This window comes from Pilosibacter rotomagensis (genome assembly GCF_045062245.2).
In the GTDB taxonomy this organism is placed as follows: Bacteria; Bacillota; Clostridia; order Lachnospirales; family Lachnospiraceae; genus Pilosibacter.
Genome location: NZ_CM170323.1, coordinates 3,378,964 through 3,403,806 on the forward strand (window position 1 = coordinate 3,378,964; position 24,843 = coordinate 3,403,806).

General features: G+C 49.0%; 24 protein-coding genes and 1 riboswitch. Of the genes, 4 read left to right on the top strand and 20 right to left on the bottom strand.

Features of this window, described 5'->3' with window-relative positions; translation table 11 throughout:
• Nucleotides 1-129 precede the first annotated feature (129 nt).
• On the top strand, nucleotides 130-636 hold the full coding sequence (locus ACI3EW_RS15185; RefSeq protein WP_287524608.1) for a shikimate kinase: 507 nt from the start codon (nucleotides 130-132) through the stop codon (nucleotides 634-636).
• Here the strand turns inward: ACI3EW_RS15185 and ACI3EW_RS15190 are convergent.
• The 10 genes from ACI3EW_RS15190 to ACI3EW_RS15235 form a co-directional block, all read right to left on the bottom strand.
• The gene (locus tag ACI3EW_RS15190; protein WP_142410859.1) at nucleotides 552-800 is read right to left on the bottom strand and encodes an alcohol dehydrogenase catalytic domain-containing protein; all 249 of its coding nucleotides are present in this window, start codon (nucleotides 798-800) and stop codon (nucleotides 552-554) included. The genes ACI3EW_RS15185 and ACI3EW_RS15190 overlap by 85 nt on opposite strands.
• Nucleotides 801-1,065: 265 nt before the next feature.
• Nucleotides 1,066-1,866 carry an SDR family NAD(P)-dependent oxidoreductase gene (locus ACI3EW_RS15195; RefSeq protein WP_329751985.1) on the bottom strand — a complete coding sequence of 267 codons (801 nt, stop codon included), beginning with the start codon at nucleotides 1,864-1,866 and terminating at the stop codon, nucleotides 1,066-1,068.
• A 17-nt stretch (nucleotides 1,867-1,883) separates the two neighbouring features.
• Nucleotides 1,884-3,107, bottom strand: coding sequence for a UxaA family hydrolase (locus ACI3EW_RS15200; protein ID WP_405578131.1), 1,224 nt, complete (start codon nucleotides 3,105-3,107; stop codon nucleotides 1,884-1,886).
• A gap of 12 nt (nucleotides 3,108-3,119) precedes the next feature.
• Nucleotides 3,120-3,464 (bottom strand): UxaA family hydrolase, encoded by a 345-nt coding sequence (locus ACI3EW_RS15205; RefSeq protein ID WP_405578128.1) that lies wholly within the window; start codon nucleotides 3,462-3,464, stop codon nucleotides 3,120-3,122.
• A 216-nt stretch (nucleotides 3,465-3,680) separates the two neighbouring features.
• Nucleotides 3,681-4,397, bottom strand: a complete 717-nt coding sequence (locus ACI3EW_RS15210; RefSeq protein WP_118297323.1) for a GntR family transcriptional regulator — start codon at nucleotides 4,395-4,397, stop codon at nucleotides 3,681-3,683.
• Nucleotides 4,398-4,595, bottom strand: coding sequence for a DUF951 domain-containing protein (locus ACI3EW_RS15215; protein ID WP_015552966.1), 198 nt, complete (start codon nucleotides 4,593-4,595; stop codon nucleotides 4,398-4,400). It abuts the gene before it with no gap.
• 100 nt (nucleotides 4,596-4,695) lie between these two features.
• A complete protein-coding gene (mgrA, locus tag ACI3EW_RS15220; RefSeq protein ID WP_405578125.1) occupies nucleotides 4,696-5,685 on the bottom strand; it encodes an L-glyceraldehyde 3-phosphate reductase in 990 nt (329 codons plus the stop codon).
• Between the two features lie 150 nt (nucleotides 5,686-5,835).
• Nucleotides 5,836-6,558 (bottom strand): NAD-dependent protein deacylase, encoded by a 723-nt coding sequence (locus ACI3EW_RS15225; protein ID WP_118297326.1) that lies wholly within the window; start codon nucleotides 6,556-6,558, stop codon nucleotides 5,836-5,838.
• 104 nt (nucleotides 6,559-6,662) lie between these two features.
• Nucleotides 6,663-7,688 carry a GNAT family N-acetyltransferase gene (locus ACI3EW_RS15230; protein WP_329751981.1) on the bottom strand — a complete coding sequence of 342 codons (1,026 nt, stop codon included), beginning with the start codon at nucleotides 7,686-7,688 and terminating at the stop codon, nucleotides 6,663-6,665.
• 3 nt (nucleotides 7,689-7,691) lie between these two features.
• Nucleotides 7,692-8,621 (bottom strand): DUF2156 domain-containing protein, encoded by a 930-nt coding sequence (locus ACI3EW_RS15235; protein ID WP_118531549.1) that lies wholly within the window; start codon nucleotides 8,619-8,621, stop codon nucleotides 7,692-7,694.
• Between the two features lie 354 nt (nucleotides 8,622-8,975).
• Here ACI3EW_RS15235 and ACI3EW_RS15240 point away from each other — a divergent pair, with 354 nt between their 5' ends.
• Nucleotides 8,976-9,935 (top strand): bifunctional 4-hydroxy-2-oxoglutarate aldolase/2-dehydro-3-deoxy-phosphogluconate aldolase, encoded by a 960-nt coding sequence (locus ACI3EW_RS15240; protein WP_118531547.1) that lies wholly within the window; start codon nucleotides 8,976-8,978, stop codon nucleotides 9,933-9,935.
• A 120-nt stretch (nucleotides 9,936-10,055) separates the two neighbouring features.
• On the top strand, nucleotides 10,056-11,081 hold the full coding sequence (locus ACI3EW_RS15245) for a PfkB family carbohydrate kinase (protein ID WP_405578120.1): 1,026 nt from the start codon (nucleotides 10,056-10,058) through the stop codon (nucleotides 11,079-11,081).
• Nucleotides 11,082-11,304: 223 nt separating this feature from the next.
• On the opposite strand, the gene ACI3EW_RS15250 is transcribed toward ACI3EW_RS15245, so the two are convergent.
• The 10 genes from ACI3EW_RS15250 to ACI3EW_RS15295 form a co-directional block, all read right to left on the bottom strand.
• Nucleotides 11,305-11,940, bottom strand: coding sequence for a GNAT family N-acetyltransferase (locus ACI3EW_RS15250; RefSeq protein WP_117468983.1), 636 nt, complete (start codon nucleotides 11,938-11,940; stop codon nucleotides 11,305-11,307).
• Between the two features lie 2 nt (nucleotides 11,941-11,942).
• Nucleotides 11,943-14,072: a M28 family peptidase gene (locus ACI3EW_RS15255; protein ID WP_405578117.1), complete on the bottom strand. Its 2,130-nt coding sequence runs from the start codon at nucleotides 14,070-14,072 to the stop codon at nucleotides 11,943-11,945.
• 113 nt (nucleotides 14,073-14,185) lie between these two features.
• Nucleotides 14,186-15,061: an SseB family protein gene (locus tag ACI3EW_RS15260; RefSeq protein ID WP_405578114.1), complete on the bottom strand. Its 876-nt coding sequence runs from the start codon at nucleotides 15,059-15,061 to the stop codon at nucleotides 14,186-14,188.
• A gap of 135 nt (nucleotides 15,062-15,196) precedes the next feature.
• Nucleotides 15,197-16,579, bottom strand: a complete 1,383-nt coding sequence (locus ACI3EW_RS15265; protein ID WP_118531541.1) for a L,D-transpeptidase family protein — start codon at nucleotides 16,577-16,579, stop codon at nucleotides 15,197-15,199.
• Between the two features lie 497 nt (nucleotides 16,580-17,076).
• On the bottom strand, nucleotides 17,077-18,327 hold the full coding sequence (locus ACI3EW_RS15270; protein WP_405578111.1) for a M20/M25/M40 family metallo-hydrolase: 1,251 nt from the start codon (nucleotides 18,325-18,327) through the stop codon (nucleotides 17,077-17,079).
• 243 nt (nucleotides 18,328-18,570) lie between these two features.
• Nucleotides 18,571-19,083, bottom strand: a complete 513-nt coding sequence (locus tag ACI3EW_RS15275; RefSeq protein ID WP_405578108.1) for a nitroreductase family protein — start codon at nucleotides 19,081-19,083, stop codon at nucleotides 18,571-18,573.
• A gap of 112 nt (nucleotides 19,084-19,195) precedes the next feature.
• Nucleotides 19,196-20,395, bottom strand: a complete 1,200-nt coding sequence (locus ACI3EW_RS15280; RefSeq protein ID WP_405578105.1) for a cation:proton antiporter — start codon at nucleotides 20,393-20,395, stop codon at nucleotides 19,196-19,198.
• Nucleotides 20,396-20,665: 270 nt separating this feature from the next.
• Nucleotides 20,666-20,739: riboswitch (Fluoride riboswitch) on the bottom strand.
• A gap of 92 nt (nucleotides 20,740-20,831) precedes the next feature.
• The gene (locus tag ACI3EW_RS15285; protein ID WP_118297335.1) at nucleotides 20,832-21,596 is read right to left on the bottom strand and encodes an amino acid ABC transporter ATP-binding protein; all 765 of its coding nucleotides are present in this window, start codon (nucleotides 21,594-21,596) and stop codon (nucleotides 20,832-20,834) included.
• Nucleotides 21,597-21,614: 18 nt separating this feature from the next.
• Nucleotides 21,615-22,274 carry an amino acid ABC transporter permease gene (locus ACI3EW_RS15290; protein WP_118297336.1) on the bottom strand — a complete coding sequence of 220 codons (660 nt, stop codon included), beginning with the start codon at nucleotides 22,272-22,274 and terminating at the stop codon, nucleotides 21,615-21,617.
• Between the two features lie 256 nt (nucleotides 22,275-22,530).
• A complete protein-coding gene (locus ACI3EW_RS15295) occupies nucleotides 22,531-23,394 on the bottom strand; it encodes an amino acid ABC transporter substrate-binding protein (protein ID WP_405578100.1) in 864 nt (287 codons plus the stop codon).
• A 459-nt stretch (nucleotides 23,395-23,853) separates the two neighbouring features.
• Here ACI3EW_RS15295 and bsh point away from each other — a divergent pair, with 459 nt between their 5' ends.
• Nucleotides 23,854-24,828, top strand: a complete 975-nt coding sequence (bsh, locus tag ACI3EW_RS15300) for a choloylglycine hydrolase (protein ID WP_405578097.1) — start codon at nucleotides 23,854-23,856, stop codon at nucleotides 24,826-24,828.
• The last annotated feature ends 15 nt before the right edge of the window (nucleotides 24,829-24,843 follow it).

Genomic DNA, 24,843 nt, shown 5'->3' on the forward strand with positions numbered 1-24,843 from the left:
CCTCTGTTTTTATGGTATTTTATATGTGTTTTTACTGATTTTACGGTCAATCTGCATTTTCACATGAGCGGTTTGGAAATTATGAGATCTGCTGAAGTGATATGTTCTTATATAATGAAAGGATTCGATATGACAAAAAACTGTCCTATTATTTTATGCGGCTTTACAAGCAGCGGAAAGACCACCATCGGAAAGCTGCTCTCCGAACGTCTTGGACTTCCATTTTACGATACTGACCAGATGCTGATCGAACATTATCAGATGACGATCCCGGAAATCTTTGCCAAAGGCGGCGAAACACTTTTCCGTGATTATGAACACGAGATCGCCCGCCGGGTATGCACACTTGGTCCATCCGTCGTCTCCACCGGCGGCGGCATGCTGACCTTTGACCGGAATGGCGAGATTCTCGCCAAAAACGGAATGATCTTCTACATTGACCGCCCATTTGAGGACTGCTATGCCAATCTTGCACAGCATCCGGAGCGGCCGTTGTTTAAGAATCATACAAAAAAAGAAGTTCAGGATATGTACCTCATTCGCCGTGATCTTTACCGCAAATATGCGAAATTTGATATTAAAAACACGGGTACGGCAGGCGAAGCGGCTGAAAAAATCTGCGATTTATTAAAATAAGGATTTGCTGTTACGATCATTCCCGATTTGATTCCATATTCATTTTCATCCGCCTCAACAACGCGGGCTGAAAATTCATGTCCAGGAATTCTGGGATAGGAAACATACGGAAGATTTCCACGGTAAGTACCAAGATCACTTCCACATATTCCACCATATAAAATGTAAAGCGGACATTCGCAATCCGCTTCGCTACTTGCTCATGAACGCAGTCGCTTCGCGATCTGTCAGTGGGAGCTTTCAACTCCCACTGACATAAGCATCCCACTCACCCACCGCTTAGTGCTCCGCGCACTTGAAGCGGGGGAATGCTTATCTGCGTTCAAGTAATGCTATGCCTTTTTCACGTACCGGAACATCGTTCTGAAGCACCTCAACCTTTCTGGGTTCAAGCATTTTTACTGTCTTCATCGTACTTTTTCCTCCATCTTAGAATCCGATCAGTGCCCCGCCGTCAACCGGAATACATGTACCTGAAATATATCTCGCCGCATCACTGCAAAGGAATGCTGCGCACATACCGACATCCATCGGATCTCCAACACTTTTTGCTGGAATACGCCCCAGGATCTTCGCGAGACGCGGCGGATCATTGTCCACGGCTTTGTGGAACATCGGAGTATCGATCCAGCCAGGTGCGATCGCATTCACTGTGATCCCGTATTCCGCCACCTCCGCTGTCAAGGTATGGATCAGACCAAGATATCCTGCTTTTGCAGTAGAATAGCCACATACCTGCGGCTGTCCAATATAGCTTGTCATGCTGGCCTGGAAAATAATTCTTCCCCAGCCCCGTTCCTTCATCTGCGGGATAAAGGCCTTTGTCAATGCAAATGCACCGACAAGATGAACATCCAGGACATTTTTATAGTCCTCCACGCTCATATCCCAAATATATTTCTTGCAGTGATTTCCGGCATTATTCACCAGAATATCAACCGGTCCCTGTTCTTTCTGAATTCTGTCTGCGATTACCTGTGCATGATCCGTATCTGTGATATCAAACTGGTAGAAAACTGCTTTTCCGCCAAATTCCTTCAGGATCTCATTTCCCTTCTTCTCATCTGTCCGGCTCAATGCGATCACTTTTGCGCCGGCACTGACCAGACATCTTGTGATCGCAAGTCCCAGACCGGTGATTCCTCCCGTCACAACTGCTGTTTTTCCGGAAAGATCATACCATTTCTGCATAGAAAATTCTGTTTTCTGCTGTTCTGTAAAAGCTGCCATGATTTCCTCCAGATCCCCTATATTTCTGTCTTTTCACATTTTCGAAATGCAACTTCTTTTTCCTGATACTTATATGGCACAAAGTATTCCCGATGTCCCAATTCTTCACCTTTAGATAGATTTCCCTTTGCTACCTGTACCACATAATCCATCAGCCGGTCCGCCTGTTCATCCTGTGTACATTCTCCGTACAGAACAGGACTGGCGTCAAAGTCCATATCCCCATTCATTCGTCGGAATGTCTCCCGGTTTCCCGTGATCTTGATGCATGGGCTTACTGCGCTTCCGACAACATTTCCTCTTCCTGTAACTAAAAAGACAATGTGAGCGCCGCAGCTGATCAGATCCATCAGACCTTCCGAGTCATTCGGATTTGTGATCCCGAACTGCATCCAATAGGGATCCGGTGTCGAATCCAAAAGCCAAAGGCCATGTCTTTTCGGCGGGCACGAGACTTTGATCACTCCCTCGATCGGACTGGAACCGCTTTTGATCACCGCTCCCATACTCTTTTCTTCGATCGTCGAGAGACCGCCGGCAAAGTTTCCGGGGCTCACCGAATACTGGCGCACGGATTTACAATACTCCAGTGCCTTGTCGTATGTATACTGGATCTCCTCTTTCGCGGTCTCAGATGCCGCACGGGATGTCAGCAGCCAGTCAAGGCCGACTGCCTCAACGATCTCCTCAAAGATCGCGGTACCTCCGGCTTTTACAAGTTGATCAAAAAGGCGGCCGACTACAACATTTCCGGCAAGTCCGCTCGTATAATCACTTCCGCCGCATTCTGCTCCGATTACCAGATCCTGCAGCGTCATCTGAACTCTCGGAGTATTCTCCAGCTCTTTCAGCGCCTCACGAACCCAGGCGACTCCTTTTTTGATCGACGGAACCGTTCCTCCTTCATCCTGGATCCGGATCCAGGATGAAATTTTCTCTTCCTGAAGTGCGATCTTTTCCAGCCATTCCGGCTGAACATATTCGCATCCGAGTCCAACCGTAAGCACCGCACCTACATTTGGATGACGGATCAGACTGATCAGCATATTTACAGCATACTGATTATCCGTGCAACCATCAAATCCTAAAAGTTCCACTTCCGGATGATGGACTTCATCCACGATTTTCCTTGCAACATGCTCTGCACATTTTACTGTATAGATCACAAGTACACGATTTCTGATCCCTTTTCTGCCGTCTTTTCTCTTATAGCCCATCCAGGAAATTTCTGTGTGATTCATGTCCGTTCTCCATTATTCATAGCGTGTATCTTTCGGCGCTCCTGTATGCACATCAAGGTGGCTGGACCGCTGGTCATAAATGCTGCACATGACATGCAGATGAACCCACGTCCCCTGACGGATATCTTTCGTTGCACGACCGATCACAACCCCATATTTTACGATATTTTCTCCAGCCGCAATATCTGTCAATGCCACCTTATGTCCCGCAGGGATCTCTTCTCTGACTGAAAGCTTTTTTTCCCGGCTGTCGCCAAGAAGTCTTACGGTCCCCGGTTTCAGCACTTTCAGAGCCGTTGCCACATTATCCCGCTCATCAATCTGAAACGCTGTCATTTCATCTTCCATTTTGCTCATCGTCAGAACTCCTTCAGGTCGTCTTTCTGTTACATGTATCAGATAATTTCATCATACTCTCACATTTTGTGTTTGTCAATTTGACATATTTACATATTTTTTGTCTACATATTTGGCGATATGCACAAAACAAATGCAGTCAAGCAAAAAGCGACCACGATCGTATATTCCGATCAGCAGTCGCTTTCATTTCTGATTTGTCTCAAAAAATATTTCTTATGGTCTGAATCCGATAGGATCCTGCTCTTTCTTCCGGAGCCAGTCTCCATATGACGCAAACGTGTCAAGAGATCCTTGTTTTGCTTTTCTTAAATGATTTTTCATCTTATCTGCAGCATCTTCATATCGATCTTCAAGAAGAGCATCAATAATCTCCGCATGTTCCGGTTTTGACTGCATCAATCGATTCAGGTCAAGACTTGTAAGAACGCGAAGACGGGTATTCTGATTATAGATCAGCTCCATCGACATCCACATATATGGATTAGGACTGTTCCGAACAATATATTGATGGAATTCATCATCCAGAGTAAACATTTCGATCAATCGTTTTTCTTTCGCCGCATCCATAACTTTCTCCGGCGTAATATCAGTTTCGAACTTTTTCTTATATTCCCTCAGTTTTTCCTTATCCAGACGGTTTCCATACATCCGGATCACATATGGTTCTACCATGCATCGCATTTCAAACACAGAGCTGATATCATTCATATTCACATCCGAGATGCGAATTCCCTTTTTAGGCATGATCACCAGAAGATGTTCCTGTTCCAGCCGGCCCAGAGCGTCTCGAATCGGCGCCCGGCTATATCCCGTATCCTGAAGCAGTAATTCTTCATTCAGGACCTCATTTGGGGCATATTCGCAATATAAGATCTTATTTTTTATGATCCGGTATGCCTGCTGTTTTAGTGTTTCTCTTCCAGTCTCCATTTACTTCACTTCCGTCCCGTCCGGTTTCCGGAGTCCTCTGGTGTTTTTCTCCACCAATCGTCTCGTAACCATCACCATGTGGCCGCAGCCCATGCATTTCAGGCGGAAGTCCGCGCCCACGCGCAGGATCTCCCACTCCTGACTGCCGCACGGATGCGGTTTCTTTAATTTTACAATATCTCCTACCTCATATACCATCATTCTGTCTCCTGTCTTTTTTCCGTCCCGGACCAGCAGTTACAGTACACGGGCACTCCATGCCCGCGCACTGTAACTGGAAAAAGTAACAACCAGCAGCCTATGCCAGAATTTCGTCAATCCTCTTCAGCTCATCCTCGGAGAAAGCTGTATTTTTTAACGCCGCAAGACTGTTGTCCAGCTGGGAAACCCGGCTCGCTCCGACCAGGACCGTCGTCACCTCCGGCCGGCGTAAGATCCATGAGATCGCCATCTGCGCCAGTGTCTGACCACGCTCTGCAGCAAATTGATTTAATTGTTTGATTTTTTCTAATTGTTCATCCGAAAGGTATCTCTGTGCGACGGTCGTTCCTGCACGCGAAGCGCGGGAGTCCGCCGGGATCCCCTTCAGATATTTATCCGTCAGCGCACCCTGCGCCAGTGGGGAAAAGCAGATACAGCCGACGCCGTTCTCATCAAGCGCGGAGAGCAGTCCGTCCTCCACCCAGCGCTCCAACAGGTTGTAGCGCGGTTGGTGGATCAGACACGGAGTTCCGTTCTCCTTTAGGATCTTCACCGCTCTTCTCGTCTCTTCCTCTTTATAGTTGGAAAGTCCGACATAAAGTGCTTTTCCGCTGCGGACGATATCACTGAGCGCACCCATTGTCTCCTCAAGAGGCGTCTCCGGGTCCGGTCTGTGGTGGTAAAAAATATCCACATAATCGAGTCCCATGCGTTTCAGGCTCTGGTCAAGACTCGCCATCAGATACTTTCTGGATCCCCAGTTGCCATACGGGCCCGGCCACATATCATAGCCGGCTTTTGTGGAGATCACAAGCTCATCGCGGTATGTACCGAGGCAGTCCTTCAACGCCTGGCCAAAGTTTTTCTCCGCAAGTCCATTCGCCGGATGACCGTAGTTATTCGCGAGGTCAAAGTGTGTGATCCCGCAGTCAAACGCATGGCACAGGATCTCTTCCTGGTCTGCGATCGTCTTTTCCAGTCCAAAATTCTGCCACAGTCCCAGCGCGATCCGCGGGAGTTTTAACCCGCTTCTTCCACAGCACTTATATTCCATCGAATCATAACGATTTTCTGCTGCCTGATACATTCTGTCTCCTCCCCGTCTCCTGCCGGACCATATCTTTTCCTTTCATCGGATGAATCCCTTATGTATGTTTCCGGCTTTTTCTATTCCATCATAAACACCTGCAGTCCCTGTTTTCAGGTCCTTTATTTTTTGTATCCCCGATTTCCGTACTCAGACTCCGACTGCATCCCCGAGCACTTCCCCGATCGGTCCGCTGATCACAAGGTCGGCGCGGCTGTCCATCGGCGTCACCGACTTGTTGATCAGGATCAGCTTATGTCCTCTGTAATAATCGATCAGTCCTGCCGCCGGATATACAGTCAGGGAAGTTCCTCCGATGATCAGAACATCCGCATTTGCGATATAATTTACAGACTTTTCGATCGTCTCCGAATCCAGTCCCTCTTCATAGAGCACAACATCCGGCTTGATTGTTCCTCCGCAGGTACATTTCGGCACACCTGTGGAATTTAAGATTGCATCCAGACCGTAAAATTTTCCGCAGCGGGTGCAGTGATTTCTGAGGACAGAACCGTGAAGTTCCAGAACTTCTTTGCTTCCCGCCTTCTGATGGAGTCCGTCGATATTCTGCGTTACAACTGCCTTCAGCTTTCCCATCTTCTCGAGCTTTGCCAACGCTTTGTGCGCCCGGTTCGGCTCCGCGTTCGGGAACAGCATCTTATTCCGGTAGAACCGGTAAAATTCTTCCGGCTTTCTCATATAGAAGGAATGGCTGAGGATCGTCTCCGGCGGATAATCGTATTCCTGGTTGTACAGTCCGTCTGTACTCCTGAAATCCGGAATATGGCTCTCCGTGGACACACCGGCCCCACCGAAAAATACAATATTGCTGCTCTCATCCAGCCACTTTTTTAATGTTTCCCGCTCTGTCATGACAGATCTTCTCCTTCCTATTATAAAAGTATTCTCAATCAACCGTTCACAATTTCACATATCCGCCCGATATCACTCCGCACCTGTCCCCCGTGAGTCCGGTATCACACGACTTCGTCCAGGAACACTCCATGGAACGGCTCGATAAATTCCCCATATGGGATCTTCTTTACCTGAGCCGGCGTCCGGTATCCGAACAACCACTCCGTGAGTTCCGAGATCGTCAGGACCTCCATCTTGCCTTTCGCGATAAACCTGGATTCCTGCGTCATCCTGGAACCATACTTCGTCAGATGCCATAGCCACGCCCCCTGATTCTGAGGAACGAAAAGGTCGTTGATCCCGATCTCCACTGTCACCTCGTCCTGAGGGCAGTCTTCTGAGAGGTGGATATTTGTCACAAACTCCGGCATGCAGACGATCCTCGCCATGATCGCCGGTTTCTGCCCCGCCTCACTCCGGTAGTGCTCTCCGGTATAGAGATAACGCATCTCCCGCTCCTTTAAGCCCCACTCACTCTGCATTCCGATAAACCAGTCGTCGTCGTAGAGCAGTGTGCAGGTTCCGTTCTCGCTGGCAAGTTCTTTCTCCATCCGCTGTAAATATGCCTCATCACGGATCGCAAAGACCTCATATTGTCTCTTTAACCACGCTGTCTGCCATTCCGCAAGATCTGCTCCAAGTGTCTTCAGATCACATGGCTCCCTGTGGATATGGGGATTATATTTGAGGACCCAGCGCGGCTGATCATAAATATACCGGAAATCATACGGGCGGTACAGGGATTCCCTTGCAGGCATCAGAAAGGTAAACGGCATGCGCTCTTCCTGCATATCCCGCAGCATCGCCAGCATGAGACTTCTCATATATCCCTTGTGGCGCTCAGAAACCAGCGTTGAGACACCAACAATGTAATCACAGACCGCCTCATTTCCCCGCATATAGATCCGGTACGGATTCCGGTGGACCATAGACACGATCTCACCGTTTTCCTCCCGTACAAGGACCCGGTTGTCCTTCATCTTTTCCTTAAAATAATAATCACAAAATTCCGTGGAATCTTCCGGGAATGCCTCTCTCCAGAGATCCAGGCATCTTCCCTTTTCTTCTGTCTCCAAATACCGTATCATAGTTTACTCCGCGCTTCCTGCCTGATAATCGAGTTGCTTAATCCGATACTTTCTCGCAAATCCCATCGGCGCATAGGACATCTTTGCCTGTCTGAGCCCCGGAAGACCCATATCGTCCTCACGGTTTACGATCTCCGCGTCCGGGAATTCATGGATCAGGAACTGCTGGTTGATCATCTGGTAAAGACCCCGCATCTCCGGATTTGCCTTTTCAATATGAATGATCGCCATCTTTTCCTTACTGTTATAGCTTCCGATCGAGAACGCCTCTAACTGGTCATCCACATAGATCCCGCCCATGCGGACCGATAACATCGAACAGTTTCTCAGGATCTCATGGATCCCTTCCACTTCATAATCCAGATGTCCCTCGACTTCCTGTCCTTTTCCTTCTCTCCATTTGTCCAGGAATTTCCATACTTCACAGCCGTCGGAACAGCAGAGAGTCCTGTATTCATACCGTCCGTCATATGCCTTCTTAAAGGCGTTCAGGTTATTTTTCTTCTTGTGGAGTGCCTTTCCTGACAGTGTCTTTAACGCCTCAGCGCTGTAAAGATAGTCCTTCGCGTCCGGGAGTTCCGTCACGGAATATCGCTCAGCCGGGAGATTTAAATCGTCCACAGCTTCCTGATCCGCAAGATAGATCTCCAGCGGCAGATGAAGATTTTCATTGAAATACCGTTCGATCTCATTGAAATAGTGGGACATATCCTCGATCGCGCATACCGGAAGAGACGCATACATCTTGCCCATGATCTTCATCGTCCAGAGAACTGCTCTGTCATCTCTCTCGCAGAAGTGGACATGATAATAGTCCGCCCAGAGGAAGTTGTCGAGCATCACGCTGTCGCATGTATTGTCGTGGCGTCTTCCGTAATACTTGCTGAGCTTCTCAAAATTCTCAGCGCTCAGCTTATGAAACTGTATATCCATATATTATTATTTTTTCCTTTCTAACCTGCTCATCATCTCTCGCAGCTGTTTTTGCCGGCGTGTTAAATACACAAACCCATCAGGCAGCTGCCTTTTTTACTTTTTATAGTTTACCACACTTCCATTATAAAATGAAGCGATTTGTTTTTCGGCAGTTTTACTCAGAAAATCCAGTAAAATTAGGCTTTTTCGCTATTGACAATTTGAATCGCGTGAGTATAATCTAATTTAGATGATACCGCAATGCGAAACATGGTTCCGCATTATGAAACTCGGTATTAAAACTCAATATGACTTGATTATTGACTAAAACTGAATTTCCTAAATTTATAAAAACAAAAGGAGACAGGAATCATGAACGAAGTTTTAGAGAAGATCCAGAAAATTGGTATCGTTCCGGTTGTAGTTCTGGACGATGCAAAGGACGCAGCACCGCTTGCAAAGGCACTTTGCGAGGGCGGTCTTCCGTGCGCTGAGGTTACATTCCGTACAGCAGCTGCTGAAGAGTCCATCCGTATTATGGCAAAAGAGTTCCCGGAGATGTTAGTCGGAGCTGGTACTGTTCTTACAACAGAGCAGGTTGACCGTGCAGTAAACGCAGGCGCAAAATTCATCGTAAGCCCGGGCTTAAATCCGGAAGTTGTTAAATACTGTGTAAATAAAGGAATTCCGGTAACTCCGGGTACTTCCAACCCGAGCGACGTTGAGATGGCTATCTCCCTTGGTCTTGATGTTGTTAAATTCTTCCCGGCTGAGGCTGCTGGCGGAATCAACATGATCAAAGCTATGGCTGCTCCGTACACACAGATGAAATTCATGCCGACAGGCGGAATCAACGCTAAGAACATCAACTCCTACCTTGCATTTGACAAGATCCTTGCTTGCGGCGGAAGCTGGATGGTTAAGAAAGACCTCGTAGCTGCCGGTGAGTTCGATAAGATCCGCGACCTCACAAAGGAAGCTGTTCAGACAATGCTCGGCTTTGAGCTTGCTCACATCGGAATCAACTGCGACAACGAAGCTGAAGCTGAAAAGACTGCTGATGCATTTGACGGTCTGTTCGGATTCACAAAGAAAGTTGGCAACAGCTCTGTATTCGCAGGAAAAGCTGTTGAGGCTATGAAGTCCAAAGGACTTGGCGCAAAGGGTCACATCGCTGTTGCTACAAACTCTGTAGTAAGAGCAAAGAACTACCTTGAGATGATGGGCTACAAGTTCAACGAAGAGTCCGCTAAGTTCAAAGGCGACAAGATGACAGCAATCTATCTCGCAGACGAGATCGGCGGCTTCGCAGTACATCTGGTACAGAAATAAGCTTCATCTTCCGTTATAAAAATCGTAATTTATACCGCGTAACCAGGGACTCTGCTAACCGCTTTCCCTGCTCCGCGCGGTCCATGACTATAAATCATATTAATTTTAAGGAGAATCCTCATGTCCAAGAGAGTTATTACATTTGGTGAAATCATGCTCCGTCTCGCTCCGGAGGGATACTATCGTTTCGTTCAGGCTAACAACTTCGGCGCAACATACGGCGGCGGCGAGGCTAACGTAGCTGTTTCCCTTGCAAACTACGGTTTTGATGCAGCATTCGTTACAAAGCTTCCGAAGCACGAGATCGGCCAGGCAGCTGTAAACGAGTTAAGAAGATACGGCGTTGATACTTCCACTATCACCCGCGGCGGCGACCGTGTAGGTATCTACTTCCTTGAGAAGGGTGCTTCCCAGAGACCGTCCAAGGTTATCTACGACCGTGCACATTCCGCAATCTCCGAGGCAACTCCGGAAGATTTCGACTGGGCTAAGATCTTCGAGGGCGCTGACTGGTTCCACTTCACAGGTATCACACCGGCATTAAACGACACTGTTGCTGCTATCTGCCTTGAAGCATGTAAGAAAGCAAAAGAACTCGGCATCACTGTTTCCTGCGACTTAAACTACAGAAACAAACTCTGGACAAAGGCAAAAGCAGGCGAGGTTATGGGCGAGCTCTGCAAATATGTTGATGTCTGCATCGCAAACGAAGAGGATGCTTCCGATGTATTCGGTATCAAAGCTTCCAACACAGACGTTACAAAGGGCGCTGTAAACCACGAGGGCTACAAGGACGTTGCAAAACAGCTTGCTGACCGTTTCGGTTTCCAGAAGGTTGCTATTACGCTTCGTGAGTCCATCTCCGCTAACGACAACAACTGGTCCGCTATGTTATACGATGGCAAGGACTACCACTTCAGCAAGAAGTACGCTATGCACATCGTTGACCGTGTAGGCGGCGGCGACAGCTTCGGCGGCGGACTGATCTACGCTTGCTTAAGCGACATGGATGCTCAGAGCATCATCGAGTTCGCAGTAGCTGCATCCTGCTTAAAGCACTCCATCGAAGGCGACATGAACATGGTTTCCGTAGACGAAGTTAAGAAATTAGCTGGCGGCGACGGATCCGGACGTGTACAGAGATAATCAAAATCTTTGATCCTGCATCACCTGTATATCGGGTGATGCGATCATGAAATAGTTGCCCAATTTGCCAATAAGGGCAAGTTTATTCCTCAATATATACCATAAAAATAAGGACCTCAGCGGCTGCCAATCGCTGAGGTCCTTGTTTTTTATCTGTTATGAAATTTCCTGACCGTTTCCGGTGCACCGCAGAGCCGCCATGGCCGGATAAGTCCTCTTTAGGTTACTGAATTTCTCTCACCAGGCAATACTGCTTCAGTCCCATGCCTTTCTCCACGATCCCGAACACCTTAAATCCGAAATGCGCGTAGAACGCCACATTCTTCTCATTGTGCGTCTCCAACGAGATCATCATCCGGTGCTCTCCGGCATACCGGATCGCATCATCCATCAGTTTTTCCGCAACCCCGTGATGCTGTACACTCGGACTCACCGCAAGGTAGATGATATGTAAGCGGTTTTCCTGGTGAAGCTGGGCCGTCCAATGGGAGTTTAAGTAGTCGCGGCCCTTGATAAAGTTCCAGAGCGTCTTTAAGCTCTTGTCCTCCTTGATCAGATACTCATCTGTCTTTAAGGACGCCCACGCTTCTGTAAGGTAAAAGCGGACCGGATCATATTCCTCCGCCTCATCGGAGACAACCAGGAGTCCGTTTAACTCCGGGCTATCCGCAAAAATTTCACATGTCTCATAAAACTCGTTCAGATCACACTCAAAAAGTTCCGGCATCAGCCGCTTTCTCGTCTCGGCATCCGGGATCAGAGTCTCATAAAGTGGGTCTCTGGCAAAACATTCTACCAGCATTTTCTGGAGCCGGGGCAGATCTTCTCTCTGTACCCGGTACAATATCTGGCTGTCCATAACTAAAAATCCAACACCTCTTTCGCTTTTTTTAACCCGTCCGTCAGGGTATCCACGGCCTGGGTCATATATCTTATGTCATCGTCAAAGCAGGCAAGCTGCTCTTCCTCCATTTTTTTCAGTGCATAAAGCTCTTCCGACACGTCATGTCCGCCCTCGGCAATCTTCTTTTTGAGGCTCTTGACCTCCTTCGAGAGATCCACATGATGGACGATCCGTCCGGCTCCCCACTGCAGCCGGTCTTTTCCCTGGTTCAGGACATATTCCGTAAAATAGTGATATACTTCATCGTCAAACTGGAACGCATACTGATTGTTGTCCACCAGGTACAAGGCGTCAAGAGCCCCTCTGACGTCCTTATTTTCCAGACTGCGCACTGCATCGCCGATATGGTGCAGATTGCTCTGGGCGGCCTCGTGGGGGAACAGGACCTCATCGTGCCAGTTGAGACGGACAAAATAGTCCTGGCATTTGCGGAACAAATACAGGAGCTGCCTCTGAAGCGCAGCATATTTTGTATTTTCCGGACCGGACAGCTCTCTTTTCTCCGCTTCCGGCATACTGCCGAAAGCAGCTTTGCCGCTCCATCCGGCACTCTTTTCTCCGGTTTCCACATTTCGCAAATTGCATTCATCGTCCCGGGAGATCTCATTAATCTCTTTCACTCTTTTATATACCGCATCCGCGATCTTCTTCGCCTCTGCCGTCCGCTCCAGCAGGATCCTGATGCCCTTTTCATCTTCCCGGCCAGTAACCGGTCTGACGCTCTCCTGGAGCGCCTGAAGCGTCCGTCCGACATTCACCGGAGCTACTTTTACCCGGTCAAACGCCATGACGAGAAGTCCGTAGAGCTCATGGTGAAACTGAAATACATCCGCATTATAATACTCGTCATTATCAAACTGGGAGTGGTAATGTGTCTCCATGAACTCCGCACTGCTGAATTCATTCACCATCGACGGGATTCCTGAGATCGCGACGGAAAAATCATCCGACCAGGTCTCGATCGGGCACTGGACGCCGAGACCTTCCGGGTAGACCTTTTTTGCGTCCACCGGAAACTCTTTTACAAATTCCTTCAGAAAATCCTCATATTCATAGGTAGACCGGATCGCATCCCACGGATTATGCGCATAGGCCGGAAGCTCAAAATTCAGGTCCGCGATCACCTTTCCCTGCCATTCCGGCCGGATCTTAAAGACCTGCTGCCATGCCCCCGTCGACCAGTCGTACTTGGAGTTTTCAATTCCCCACTCTTCCGCCGCCATACAGCAGAATACGATGGTCTTTTCCGGCTGATAGCCGATCCTTAACAGCGTCCTTGCGATCCCGAACATCAGCGCGATCGCACAGTTGTCATCCTGGAATCCGTCAAAATAGGAATCATAGTGACCGCTGAGCAGGATCATATCGTCCGACTTTCCCGGGATCGTTCCCCATACATTGTAGGCAGGCATATCTTCCTTCACGACAGACTTTGCATCAAACTGCACTGTAATCCGCGGAGTCTCTTTTAACGCAGTCTTCAGGATCTCCGCATCTTTCTTTGACATGGAAAATGCCGGGGCATCCTTTGGGCCCGCGATATCCTGGGCATTGAGCGCCTCGCTGTCGATCTCCGCATAACCGTTATCCTGAACTGCGATCACCGCCGCTGCACCCTTTAAATGAGCCTGATAGACCGGATAGTTGATCCACCACTCATCTCTCTGGTTGATGTCCACCATCACAAGACATCCCGTCACATCCACGCCGTCGTAGTCCGCTTCCTTTCCGCGGCCTGCGTAGACCAGTGGATATTCCTTCCATCCATCCGTCACAAACTCCGTCTGATAGGCACCGAGCTGGAATTCATGTTCCTTTCCATCCCGGTCCGCAAAACGCAGGACTGCCTTCTCGAACTCCCAGGAATCCAGGCAGAGTTCATCTTTATGGATATCTGAAAGCCCGATCCGCTCCATTTCCTCTTTCAGAAATTCCCCGGTATCAAATTCCGCTTTCGATCCCGCTGTACGGTAACCAAGGACCGGATTACTCTTAAACTCCTCCATCTTTTTCGCCAGATGGTAGGAATAACCGATATCCACCGCTTTTAAATATGCTTCTTCGATCTTCCTTCTGTCGCTCTCCACAGCTGTCATCCTCCTCATCCCGCGCAATCACAAACTCCGCCGCATCCTGCGCACTATTCCCAGTGACGCGAACACGCCGGAGTCTGATCCCGTAACAGAACCGTTACTTTTATTTAGTTTTCAGTCTTGTTCTCAGCTTCGGCTTCTTCCTGTGCTCCGGCTCTCTCGCTGTCCGCCTTCACTTCCACCTGAGTTGCCTGGACCTCTTCCGGTGTGCCTGCCTGTGCAGCCGCTTCCGGATTCGGCACGGTACGCTTTGTGATCGGCATCTGAAGGTTTACGCCGAACGGGTTTACAACAACGCCCTTTGCCTCTTTTACGAGGATGCTCGGGATCTTGTTCGCTGTAACCGCGATCGCCTTAAACTGGTTTTTCGCATTGAATTTGCCGAACTCGATGATATCTGTAAAGATCGGCTGGTACGCATCGCCGTTTTTCTGTTTTAATAACGGAACGCCGCTGCCTTCCTGGAATGCGGTAATGTAGGTTCCCTTGGTGAAGTCCGCAAGGATCTCCTCCTGCATTTCCTTTAATTCTTCCGGCATCGTCTCAAATTTCTGTCTGCGGAGCTCCTGCATGAAGTACAGGGCTGTCAGATGAAGGCTCGGATTCTCGACCCATGTCTTCTTCTCGTCTTCCGGAGTATCCGGCTTATTCTGGCCAGGACGGCTTACAAGTTCCGGAAGCTGGATCCGGCATTCGCTATCCATGTACTGGTCCACCATCAGGCAGTTCACACCCATCGTGTAAAGGTTTCCGTAGAAGTGGAGCATCTGGTTCGCATCCACTTTTGCGATCTGTACCGGGATCTTTTCTTCAACCAGGCGCTTACCTTCGCGCTTAACATCTTCCTCCGTGAAGTAGATCAGGACTTCATCATCAAATGTCTCCTTGTCGCATACCACATACGGCATTCTTGTGCACAGAGACATGATCACATAGATCTCCTTCGCGTTTCTTAACTGATTTAAAACCTGCTGTTTATCCATTTTTGTTTTCCCTTCCGGTGTTTTCATTCCTGCTGTTTATCCCAACAGTTTCTATTATTTTTTCTAATTCCAGATGCGCAGGATCCGCTTTCTCCGTTCAAACCCCACTCACTCTCTCATACTCTGCAAATTTCCCTAGTTACAGCAGATGATCGGAATTCCCTTATACGCATTCTCATAGACCTGCGCTGCTACTTTCGGCGGCAGATTGATGCAGCCATGAGAACCATTTGTCTGGTAGATCGTACCGCCGAACTTGCTTCTCCAGTTCGCATCATGAAGTCCGATCCCGCCGTTGAACGGCATCCAGTATTTTACAGGAGTCGCGTAATCTTCTCCCTTTAATACGCGGTCTGTCTGCTTATAATACAGCTCAAACAGTCCCGGAGGCGTCGTATAATTCTTTGACACGTTTCCGGATACGAACGGGCTGTCGATGATCACTTTTCCGTCCTTATAGAAATAGAGATGCTGGGTCGCAAGATCCACCTCGATATAGGTCTGTCCGAAGTCATATCCGTCGTGGGTCGCACCGCGGCTCTCGTAGATCGGTTCCCGCTCAGTCGTCTGGCATGCTTTCACAGCCGCTACCAGCGCATCCGTCTCTGCAGCCTGATTGATCTTCCAGCCGTATTTTCCATATACGACAACATCGCGGCCGGATGTCGTCTTATATTTGTGGTTTCCGTAAGTGTCATACTTATCCGCTAAAGATTTCACATATGCAGCGGCTTTCTCACGGTCCACCTGAATCTCATTTCCATTTGTCCCGGTCACCCATTTTGCCAGCTCCATACCATCCAGAGTCTCTTTCTTTGAACCGAAATCATAAGTGATCTTGATGTCCTTATACGCATTTAAGGTCGCACAGAGCTGTACCAGGGCTGCGTCATCTGACTTCACCGTGACTTTTTTGTAGCAGTCATGATCTGTCAGTTTGATCTGCTTTTTCTGGTTTAAAAGCGCATCCTTGACAGCTGCTTTCAGCTTGTCCATATCAAGCTCATTTCCCTGAACTTCCGGAACGATCGTAAACGGTTTTCCTTCCTCATAAGCAGAGATATACGCATTCGAGGTCGGTGTTGCCGCCGTTACACAGTGCAGATTTGCAAGCGCTGCGGCAAGCTTCTCATCGTCGACCGTCGCCTTCACAGTCACGGTATAACTCTGGTCAGAGCCCGGTCCTGTCTTTCTTCCTGCGTCATTCTGCTCCTTTAAAATATCATCAACGCTGCCGGTGACATCCAGATGATATCCAACATCTGTTCCCTTTAAGGTCTCCAGATTTCCGTCCGCGTCCTGTATTTTAATCTCGTAATGCTCGTTGAAGTAGCCTTCAAGATAGCCTTTCGCCTGTGTCGCTGTCTGCTTTGACACATCTACCGCATTGATCGTTGTGCCGCGCACAAACTTGGCCGTGTCCGTATCAACAACAGCCGCCATTGCAGGAAACGCTGTTCCCACCGCCAGCATACCGATCACAGCGCCGATCGGAAGAAGCATTCTTAATTTTTTCATGTTTCTGTCCTGCCTTTATTATTTTTACAATTGGGCTTATGCATCTTTTCGGATAAAAGCGCTTATGCAAGCAAGCTTGCTTGAGCATCCTGCAACGGGGCGGATTGCTCTCTTCTTGAATGCCTGCGGCCTTCAAGAAGCTCCGGGCGTCGCCCTTATGCAGCTTTTCACCCAGAATTGCTTATGCAAGCAAGCTTGCAACACAATTCCGGGTAAAAATCTGCGCAATCCCAACTGTTACCATCTATTGTAGCTAACCAATAAGAGGGTGTCAAGGTGATTATTTCTTGCTTTTTCCTTGCTTTTCTACGGCAAAAGTGCGGCTCTAAAGTTCATTCCGTATTGCAGAACAAATCCCTGGATTTCCTGTTCCGCAAAAACGAAACGCAGGTCCGTCCATATAGGACAAACCTGCGCTGTTTCGATCAAAATATAACAATTCCGTACCTTTTTCTGACATTCTTATGTAACTGCGAGAGTACTGAACAGTTACGATCTTATTTCTCGATGATACTTTCCACTACATCCGTTCCTGCGCAGAGAAGTGCCAGGAGCAGTGTCTGCTGGCAGCCCTTATAAGCTCCCTCGACTTTAAACTGCTCAGACAGCATATGCGCATGGATATCGTAATCTGCGCCCATTCCGAGGCAGACGGCCGGAAGTCCTGCTTCCAGTGCACGGTTGCAGTTTGTAGAACCGCCGTTTCCGAGCTTCGGCTCCGCACATCCAAGGTACTCTGCTGCCGCCATCGCGCCCTCTACGATCGGTGCATGCGGATCCTGGTGGCCGGCATTGACATCACAGATATGTTTTACGTCATATGTGATGGTGTCCATACCCCAGCGCTCGGTCTCCTCTTTGCATGCCTCATCGATTGCATCAAAGATCTTCTTGCGAAGTTTCTCGAGTTCTTCCTGGGAGTTGGAGCGGAAGTTGAAGCGGATCTGTGCGACCGGAACGATCGCATGGACAGCCTCAAAGCTGCCTGCCTGCATCGTTGTAACCGCAAACGTGGTCATCGGCTCCCTCGGAACCTGGATCTCAGCGATCTTTGCAATCGCGCGTCCTGCCGCATGGATCGGGTTCGCAACCTTTGCAAAAGCTCCGCATGCATGTCCGCCGACGCCATGGAAATTGATCTCATATGTCTGGATTCCGGTTGCCTCGTAGGTGATCTCCTCAAATCCCGGTCCGTCAACGGAGATGCTGGCATCCAGCTCCGGATGATGGTTTACATAATATTGCATTCCCTTTAAAGCGCCGGTTCCTTCCTCCTGGACCGTTCCGACGAACTGGATATCTCCCTTTGTCTGGATTCCGGCTGCGTTCAGCGCACGGATTGTTGAGAGGACCGTCGCACATCCTCTTGTGTCATCCACGATGCCCGGGCACTTGATAAAACCGTCTTCACGGACGATCTCAAGCTTCGTGTCAAGCGGGAATACCGTATCCATGTGGCCTTCCACAAGGACTGTCTTTCCGCCGCCGGTACCTTTCCGGATACCAACGCAGTTGCCGTACTCGTCGATATGGCAGTCGGTGAGTCCTTCTTCCTTAAACATCTCAAGAAGTCTCGCAGCTTTCTTCTGCTCATGGTTTGTCGGAGCCGGGATCAGTGTCAGCTCGATCTGTTTGTCGATCACGGTATCCTGGTCCTCTTCCATGAACTGTAACGCTTTCTGGACCTTTGCATCCTTTGTCAGGGTGTCAAATTTCTTCTGAACCTTTTCGGAAACTTTGTATTCCATATCTGTGTTCCTCCATTTTTTGAATGTCCTGCCGTGTGCACACACGGGCAGTCGTTCTATGCTGTCTGCCAGTGTACCACAAAAAGCTCCTCCTGCGTATTTTTTTATACGTACAAAAGTTTTCTTCACGCGCACACGCAGGTGAACAGGCAGATCTGTCACTTTTCACCCTGACAGACCTGTTTTCCTTCGTATTCTTATTCTAATGCCATTCTGCAATTCTGCGAATCCCGGACATCAGAACTACAGGCGAACCACCATCTCATCGATCGGCATTCTATCTGCGTGAAGTCTTGACGGATGTGCCGTCTCCGCCGGATAACCGAGCGGGAGCATCGCTGTCGCAACGAGTCCCTTCATCTCCGAGAATGTCTCATGAAGCTTTTCCTGGCTGAACATGCCGACATAGCAGGTTCCAAGACCGAGATCCGCAGCCTGCAGCATCATCTGGGTCGCTGCGATCGTTGCGTCGATCTCGCCATGATTCTTCATATCGCCCTCACGGTTCCATGCCTTCGCCGGATCATAAGCGACAACCAGGATCACCGACGGGTGGAACTTGCACGCGGTGCACTCTTCCGCTTTTTCCAGTGCCTCTTTGCTCTGCATCACGAGAATTCGCTGCGGCTGAAAGTTATGAGCCGTCGGTGCATTGTGGCCTGCCTCCAGAACCTTCTCCAGCTTTTCTGCTTCGACCGGACGGTCGCTGAACTTTCTAAGCGAATATCTCTCTGCACATAATTTTTCGAAATCCATTGTTCTCCTCCTGTCAGTTTCTGAACATCTATTTTCCTACTATCTTTGTGCCATTCATTATATCTCATCATTCCCGTTTTGTGAACCCTGAAATGTTCCCTGGATGTTTTTACTATTCCTGTCTTTTTAACAGTCTCCGATACGTCACATCCATCCCGATCGCCCCGAGCGGCGCCGTGATCAGGATCGCGAGAACCGCCACTGAGAGAACAATCTGTCCGCAGGAAAGCCCCATCGCCATCGGAACAGAACCGATCGCCGCCTGGACTGTTGCCTTCGGCAGATACGCGATCACGGTAAACAGGCGCTCTTTCTTGTTCAGCGCGGTTCCCGCCATGCACACGCAGACTCCGGCTGCCCGGAAAATAAGTGCAAGCAGGATCATCACCACAGCCGCGCCTCCTGCAGTCGCCGTATACCGGATATCCACTGCAGCGCCGACCATCACAAACAGGACTACCTCCGCTGCGATCCAGAGTTTTCCAAACTTCTCTGAGAGTCTTCCGGAAACTGATTTCGGACATTTCATTTTGAGGACGCATGCCATGCTGACAACCGCAAGAAGTCCGGAGACGGAGACATACGGTTTTGCCCATGTTTCCACCGCCATCAGGAGAAACGAAAGCCCGAGGACCACAATGACTTTCATGCTGTTTCTCACATAATGTTCCTTCGCATAAGCAGTCTCAAAGAAAAGGCTGAGAAGATACCCGACAGTAGCGCCCAGCAGGATTCCGAGCACAATGGACACCGGAATATTCAAAAACTGTGTAAAATCTGCCGTTCCTCCCTGTGCCATGCCGGCAAATGTGGAAAACAGGACGATCACGAAGATATCGTCGCACGATGCCCCGGCCAGGATCATCTGCGGGATACTCTTTTCCGTTCCATATCTATTTTCCATCAGCTGTACCATCCGCGGCACAACGACCGCCGGGGAAACAGCCGCGAGGACCGCACCCATGACAGCAGACTCAATTCTCGTTATCCCCAGGATCATCGGAGCGCAGAGAAGATATCCACAGATTTCAAAACTCGCCGGTACAAAAGCCATCATGACGGCCGGACGCCCGACTTTCTTCAGATCCGCAAGGTTCAGGGAAAGTCCCGCCTTTAACAGGATGATGATCAGCGCGATCTGGCGAAGTTCCGAGGAGATCGATAAGATCTTATCATCGAGAAGTCCCAAGACATGCGGTCCCAGGATGATGCCGGTAAACAGCATTCCGATAATGCGCGGCAGGTGAAGATATCCGCAGATCGCCGCCGCGGAAAGTCCCACCAGAAAGATCAGTGCAAGTGATGTCAACATAATTTTTCTCCTTTTTTCTGCAAAAACGTGCCTTCCACAATTCTGCTTTTATTTGGGAAACTGTTACTCAAAATTCCATTTTTAAAGTTCCTATTCCATACGAAACGATTGCTCCCAATTTTATTAATGAGAAAATATTTTCCCGAAAAAATGTGCCTTTTTGTGCGGCAGGAAGTTCCATCGGAATTTCCTGCCGCACAAAAAAAGAGCTGACTCTCCTGTGACTTAAGCCCCGCAGCACACGCTAAAAAGCGCCGTCCCGGACAGCCCGTCATCACAGAAGTCATCAGCTCATCATAAGCGGTTCTGGTTTCCCATGGGAGAACTTCATTCCCGTCGAAGATTATACAATACCTATCTCCGGTTGTAAATCATATTTTTCAGTTTTTCCTATAGGTGGATTTTCCCGATGTTTCACATTCCCGATCGCAAGGTCCTACAGGATCTCCCCATATCTTCCGAGGAAACTCTTCATTCTCTCATTGTCAGAGGAGAATACCTTCTCCGGCGTTCCTTCTTCCACGATCACTCCGCCTTCCATGAAGATCACGCGGTGGGAGATATCTCTCGCAAACGCCATCTCGTGGGTGACGATCACCATGGCGATATTTAAATCTGCCAGGGAACGGATCACCTTCAGCACCTCCGCCGTCAGCTCCGGATCGAGCGCAGAGGTCGGCTCATCGAAGAACAGGATCTTCGGGTTCAGCGCCAGGGCTCTTGCGATCGCCACACGCTGGCACTGTCCGCCGGACAGCTGGCACGGATAATAATCTTCTTTGTCCGACAGACCCATCTTCTTTAAAAGCTCTCTCGCTTCCTTATATACAGTCTCCTTATCGCGCTTCTGAACATGGATCGGTGCGTCCGTGATGTTCTTTAAGACCGAATAATGCGGGAACAGGTTAAAGTTCTGGAATACGAGGCCATACTGGCTCCGGATCTCCTTCATTTCCTTTTTGTCCGCATAAACGACACGTCCGTCCTTGTCTGTCCATGCAGCCTTTTTCCCAAGATAGACGATCTCGCCGCCATCCATTTTTTCTAACATCGTCGCACAGCGAAGCAGCGTTGATTTTCCGGATCCGGATGGTCCGATGATGGATACGATCTCGCCCTCACCGATGCTGATGGAGATATCTTTCAGCACGGATAAATTTTCAAATGATTTTTCCACATGATTTAATTCTAACAGATTCATGATCCGAACACCTCCATCCTACCGGTAATAATCCAGTTTCTTCTCGATCCACTCCATAACGACCGCCACGATCAGGTTGAACACATAATAGAAGATTCCGGCTGCCACAAACGGGATCATGTTTGTCTGGGAAGCTGCCAGCGCCTTCGCGATCGAGAACATCTCGGCAACGCTCAGCGTGAACGCCAGAGAAGTATCCTTCACAAGTGTGATAACCTCATTCGTGATCGACGGCAGGATCCGCTTGATGACCTGCGGCAGAATGATCTTGAAAAATGTCTGTGCTTTATTGTAGCCCAGGATCTGTGCTGCCTCATACTGTCCCACCGGCATGGACTGGATGCCGCTGCGGTAGATTTCCGCAAAATACGCGGCGTAGTTGATCACAAAGCCGATGAATGTCGCTGTCAGACGATAGCTGCTCCCGACTTTGATATGGAACAGATAGTATGGTCCGAAATAAACGACCATCAGCTGCAGCATTAACGGAGTTCCACGCATGATCGAGATATAAAATTTTACGATCATGCTGATCACGCGGTTTTTCGACATGCGCCCGAACGCTACAACAAGTCCGAGCGGCAGGGAGAACAGCAGCGTGATCACAAAGATCTGCGTACTGATCAGCATACCGCTTCCGAGCTGAGCGATCATCTGCCCGATTGTCATTTTACCCATACGATCTTACCTGCTTTCCTTCATGGTTTCACGGTCCATATCATCTGACCGTGCTTTTGTAAAGTTTCTTTTTAAACAAGACAAATTACGGGAACTGTCAACCGGTTCCCGTAATCTGAGTCCTGCATTCATTTTATATGATATTGACATATGTGTCAAATATCATTTATTTATGCGAACAACGAGCCAAAGTCCGCGCTTACGCGGGACCTTGGCGACTGTCGCGATAACAAGGGGAAACTCGCAAAGCGTGTTTTTACTTGTTTCCGATCGTTGTAACGTCCTCACCGAACCACTCATCAGAGATCTTTGCAAGTGTTCCGTCTGCTGCCATCTCCTCTAAAGTTGCCTGAACCTTGTCTCTTAACTCTGTGTTGCCTTTCTTGAAGCCAACACCGTACTCTTCCTCGGAAAGGGAATCGTCAAGGATCTTGAAATCTGCGTTTCTCTGTTTGATCTGATATCCTGCAACGATAACGTCCATCGCTACGGCATCAACAGCGCCCTGTTCCAGATCCATGAACGCTGTGTTGTAATCAGCCGTTGTTAAAAGCTGTCCGAAGGTGTTTGTGAGGTCCGGATTTTCCTTTAATGCTGTCTCAGCGGAAGAATCTGCCTGTACCTCCACATTCTTTCCGGCGAGATCAGCCTGGCTCTTGATATCAGAATCGTTTGCTACAATGAATACCTGCTTGTTTGCCATATACGGCTCAGTCCATGTGTAATCATCCTCACGGCCTGTAATCGTAAATCCGTTCCAGATGCAGTCGATATTTCCGGACTCAAGCTCCATATCCTTGGAGTCCCAGGCGATCGGCTGTGCCTTGTACTCTAAGCCAAGACGTTTTGCAACTTCCTTTGCAAGGTCAAGGTCGAATCCTGTGTACTCTCCATCATCACCAACGAATCCCATTGGCGGGAAATCCTGGTCAAAACCAACGATCAGTGTGCCGCCTGCTGTCTTTGTCTCCTCTGCTGCGGTTGTATCAGCTGCGGTTGTCTCCTCTTTGGACTCAGCAGATGTCTCTGCTGCGGTTGTCTCTGTCTTTGCTCCTCCGCATGCTGCGAGAGAAAGTACCATTGCGGATGCCATAACTGCGCTTAATAATCTTTTCTTCATAATAATTGTCCTCCTCATATCTGCCTGCCCTTGATCAGGCGGTTTCCGTTGACTTTTTTCCTATCCTAAAACCGAATGTCGCGTTTTTGTATTCGATTTTGTTTCTCTGTTTTCATCGTGTTATCATGTTACCATACTAAAGTGTTTTTGTAAAGCTCTTTTTAATGAATTTTTTCAGGGAATGCGGTATACTGTTACAGTACGGGCATTCTTTGTCCACACGTGCAGCCGCTTTTGCCGCCATTTCGCGTTCGAGTCCAGGCGGATCAGCAGCTGCAGACGATTTCTTACTGATTCGAAACTCATTTCAGAAGACATGCAGTCCATTCTGCACCTTTGGCAGACAGTTCGGTATCTGTCCGGGCATCTGCGCAGTCTTCTATTGGCAGTTCGTAACTGCTCAGTACCCTCACAGTTACGACAGTTCTTTGTTCACAACAGGAATGGAGGTTTTCTCTTATGTGTACAGCAGCAACTTACAAAACAAAAGGATTTTACTTCGGACGAACCTTAGACTATGAATTTTCCTATGGAGAAGAGATCACGATCACCCCGCGCAATTACCCGATCCCGTTCCGCCATATGGGCACGCACGACTCCCACTATGCGATCATCGGCATGGCACATATCGCCGGGGATTATCCGTTATATTACGATGCCATGAACGAAAAAGGGCTCGGCATGGCCGGACTCAACTTTGTCGGCAATGCGGCATATGCGGATATGAAAGACGGGGTTGAAAATGTCGCCCAGTTCGAATTTATTCCGTGGATCTTAAGCCAGTGCGCGACCGTCAGCGAGGCGAAAGAAAAACTCGCCGTTATGAACCTTGTCGGGACCCCGTTTAATCCCCAGCTGCCGGCGGCCAGCCTTCACTGGATCATCGCAGACAAAGACGAGGCGATCGTTGTCGAGTCCATGAAAGACGGACTCCATGTTCATGACGATCCGGTCGGAGTTCTGACAAACAATCCGCCGTTTGATATGCAGATGTTCCATTTAAATAATTACCTCAGTCTCTCCCCGCGCCAGCCGGAGAACCACTTCGCGCCGGATGCACCGCTTTCCACCTACAGCCGCGGCATGGGTGCCCTCGGACTCCCGGGCGATCTCTCCTCCCAGTCCCGCTTTGCGCGTGTGGCGTTTACCCGTGCACACTCTATCTCCGGTGACAGCGAGGAAGAAAGCGTCAGCCAGTTTTTCCACATTTTAGGGTCTGTGGACCAGCAGCGCGGATGCTGTGAGGTCGCGGAAGGAAAGTATGAGATCACGATCTACACCTCCTGCTGCAGCGTGGAGACCGGAACCTACTACTATACGACCTACGAAAACCACCAGATCACCGCGGTGGATATGAAAAAAGAGGCGCTTGATTCCGATTCCCTGATCCGCTACCCGATGATCTTAAAAGGCGAGATCCGGAGACAGAATTGACGGAAACGTCTGAAC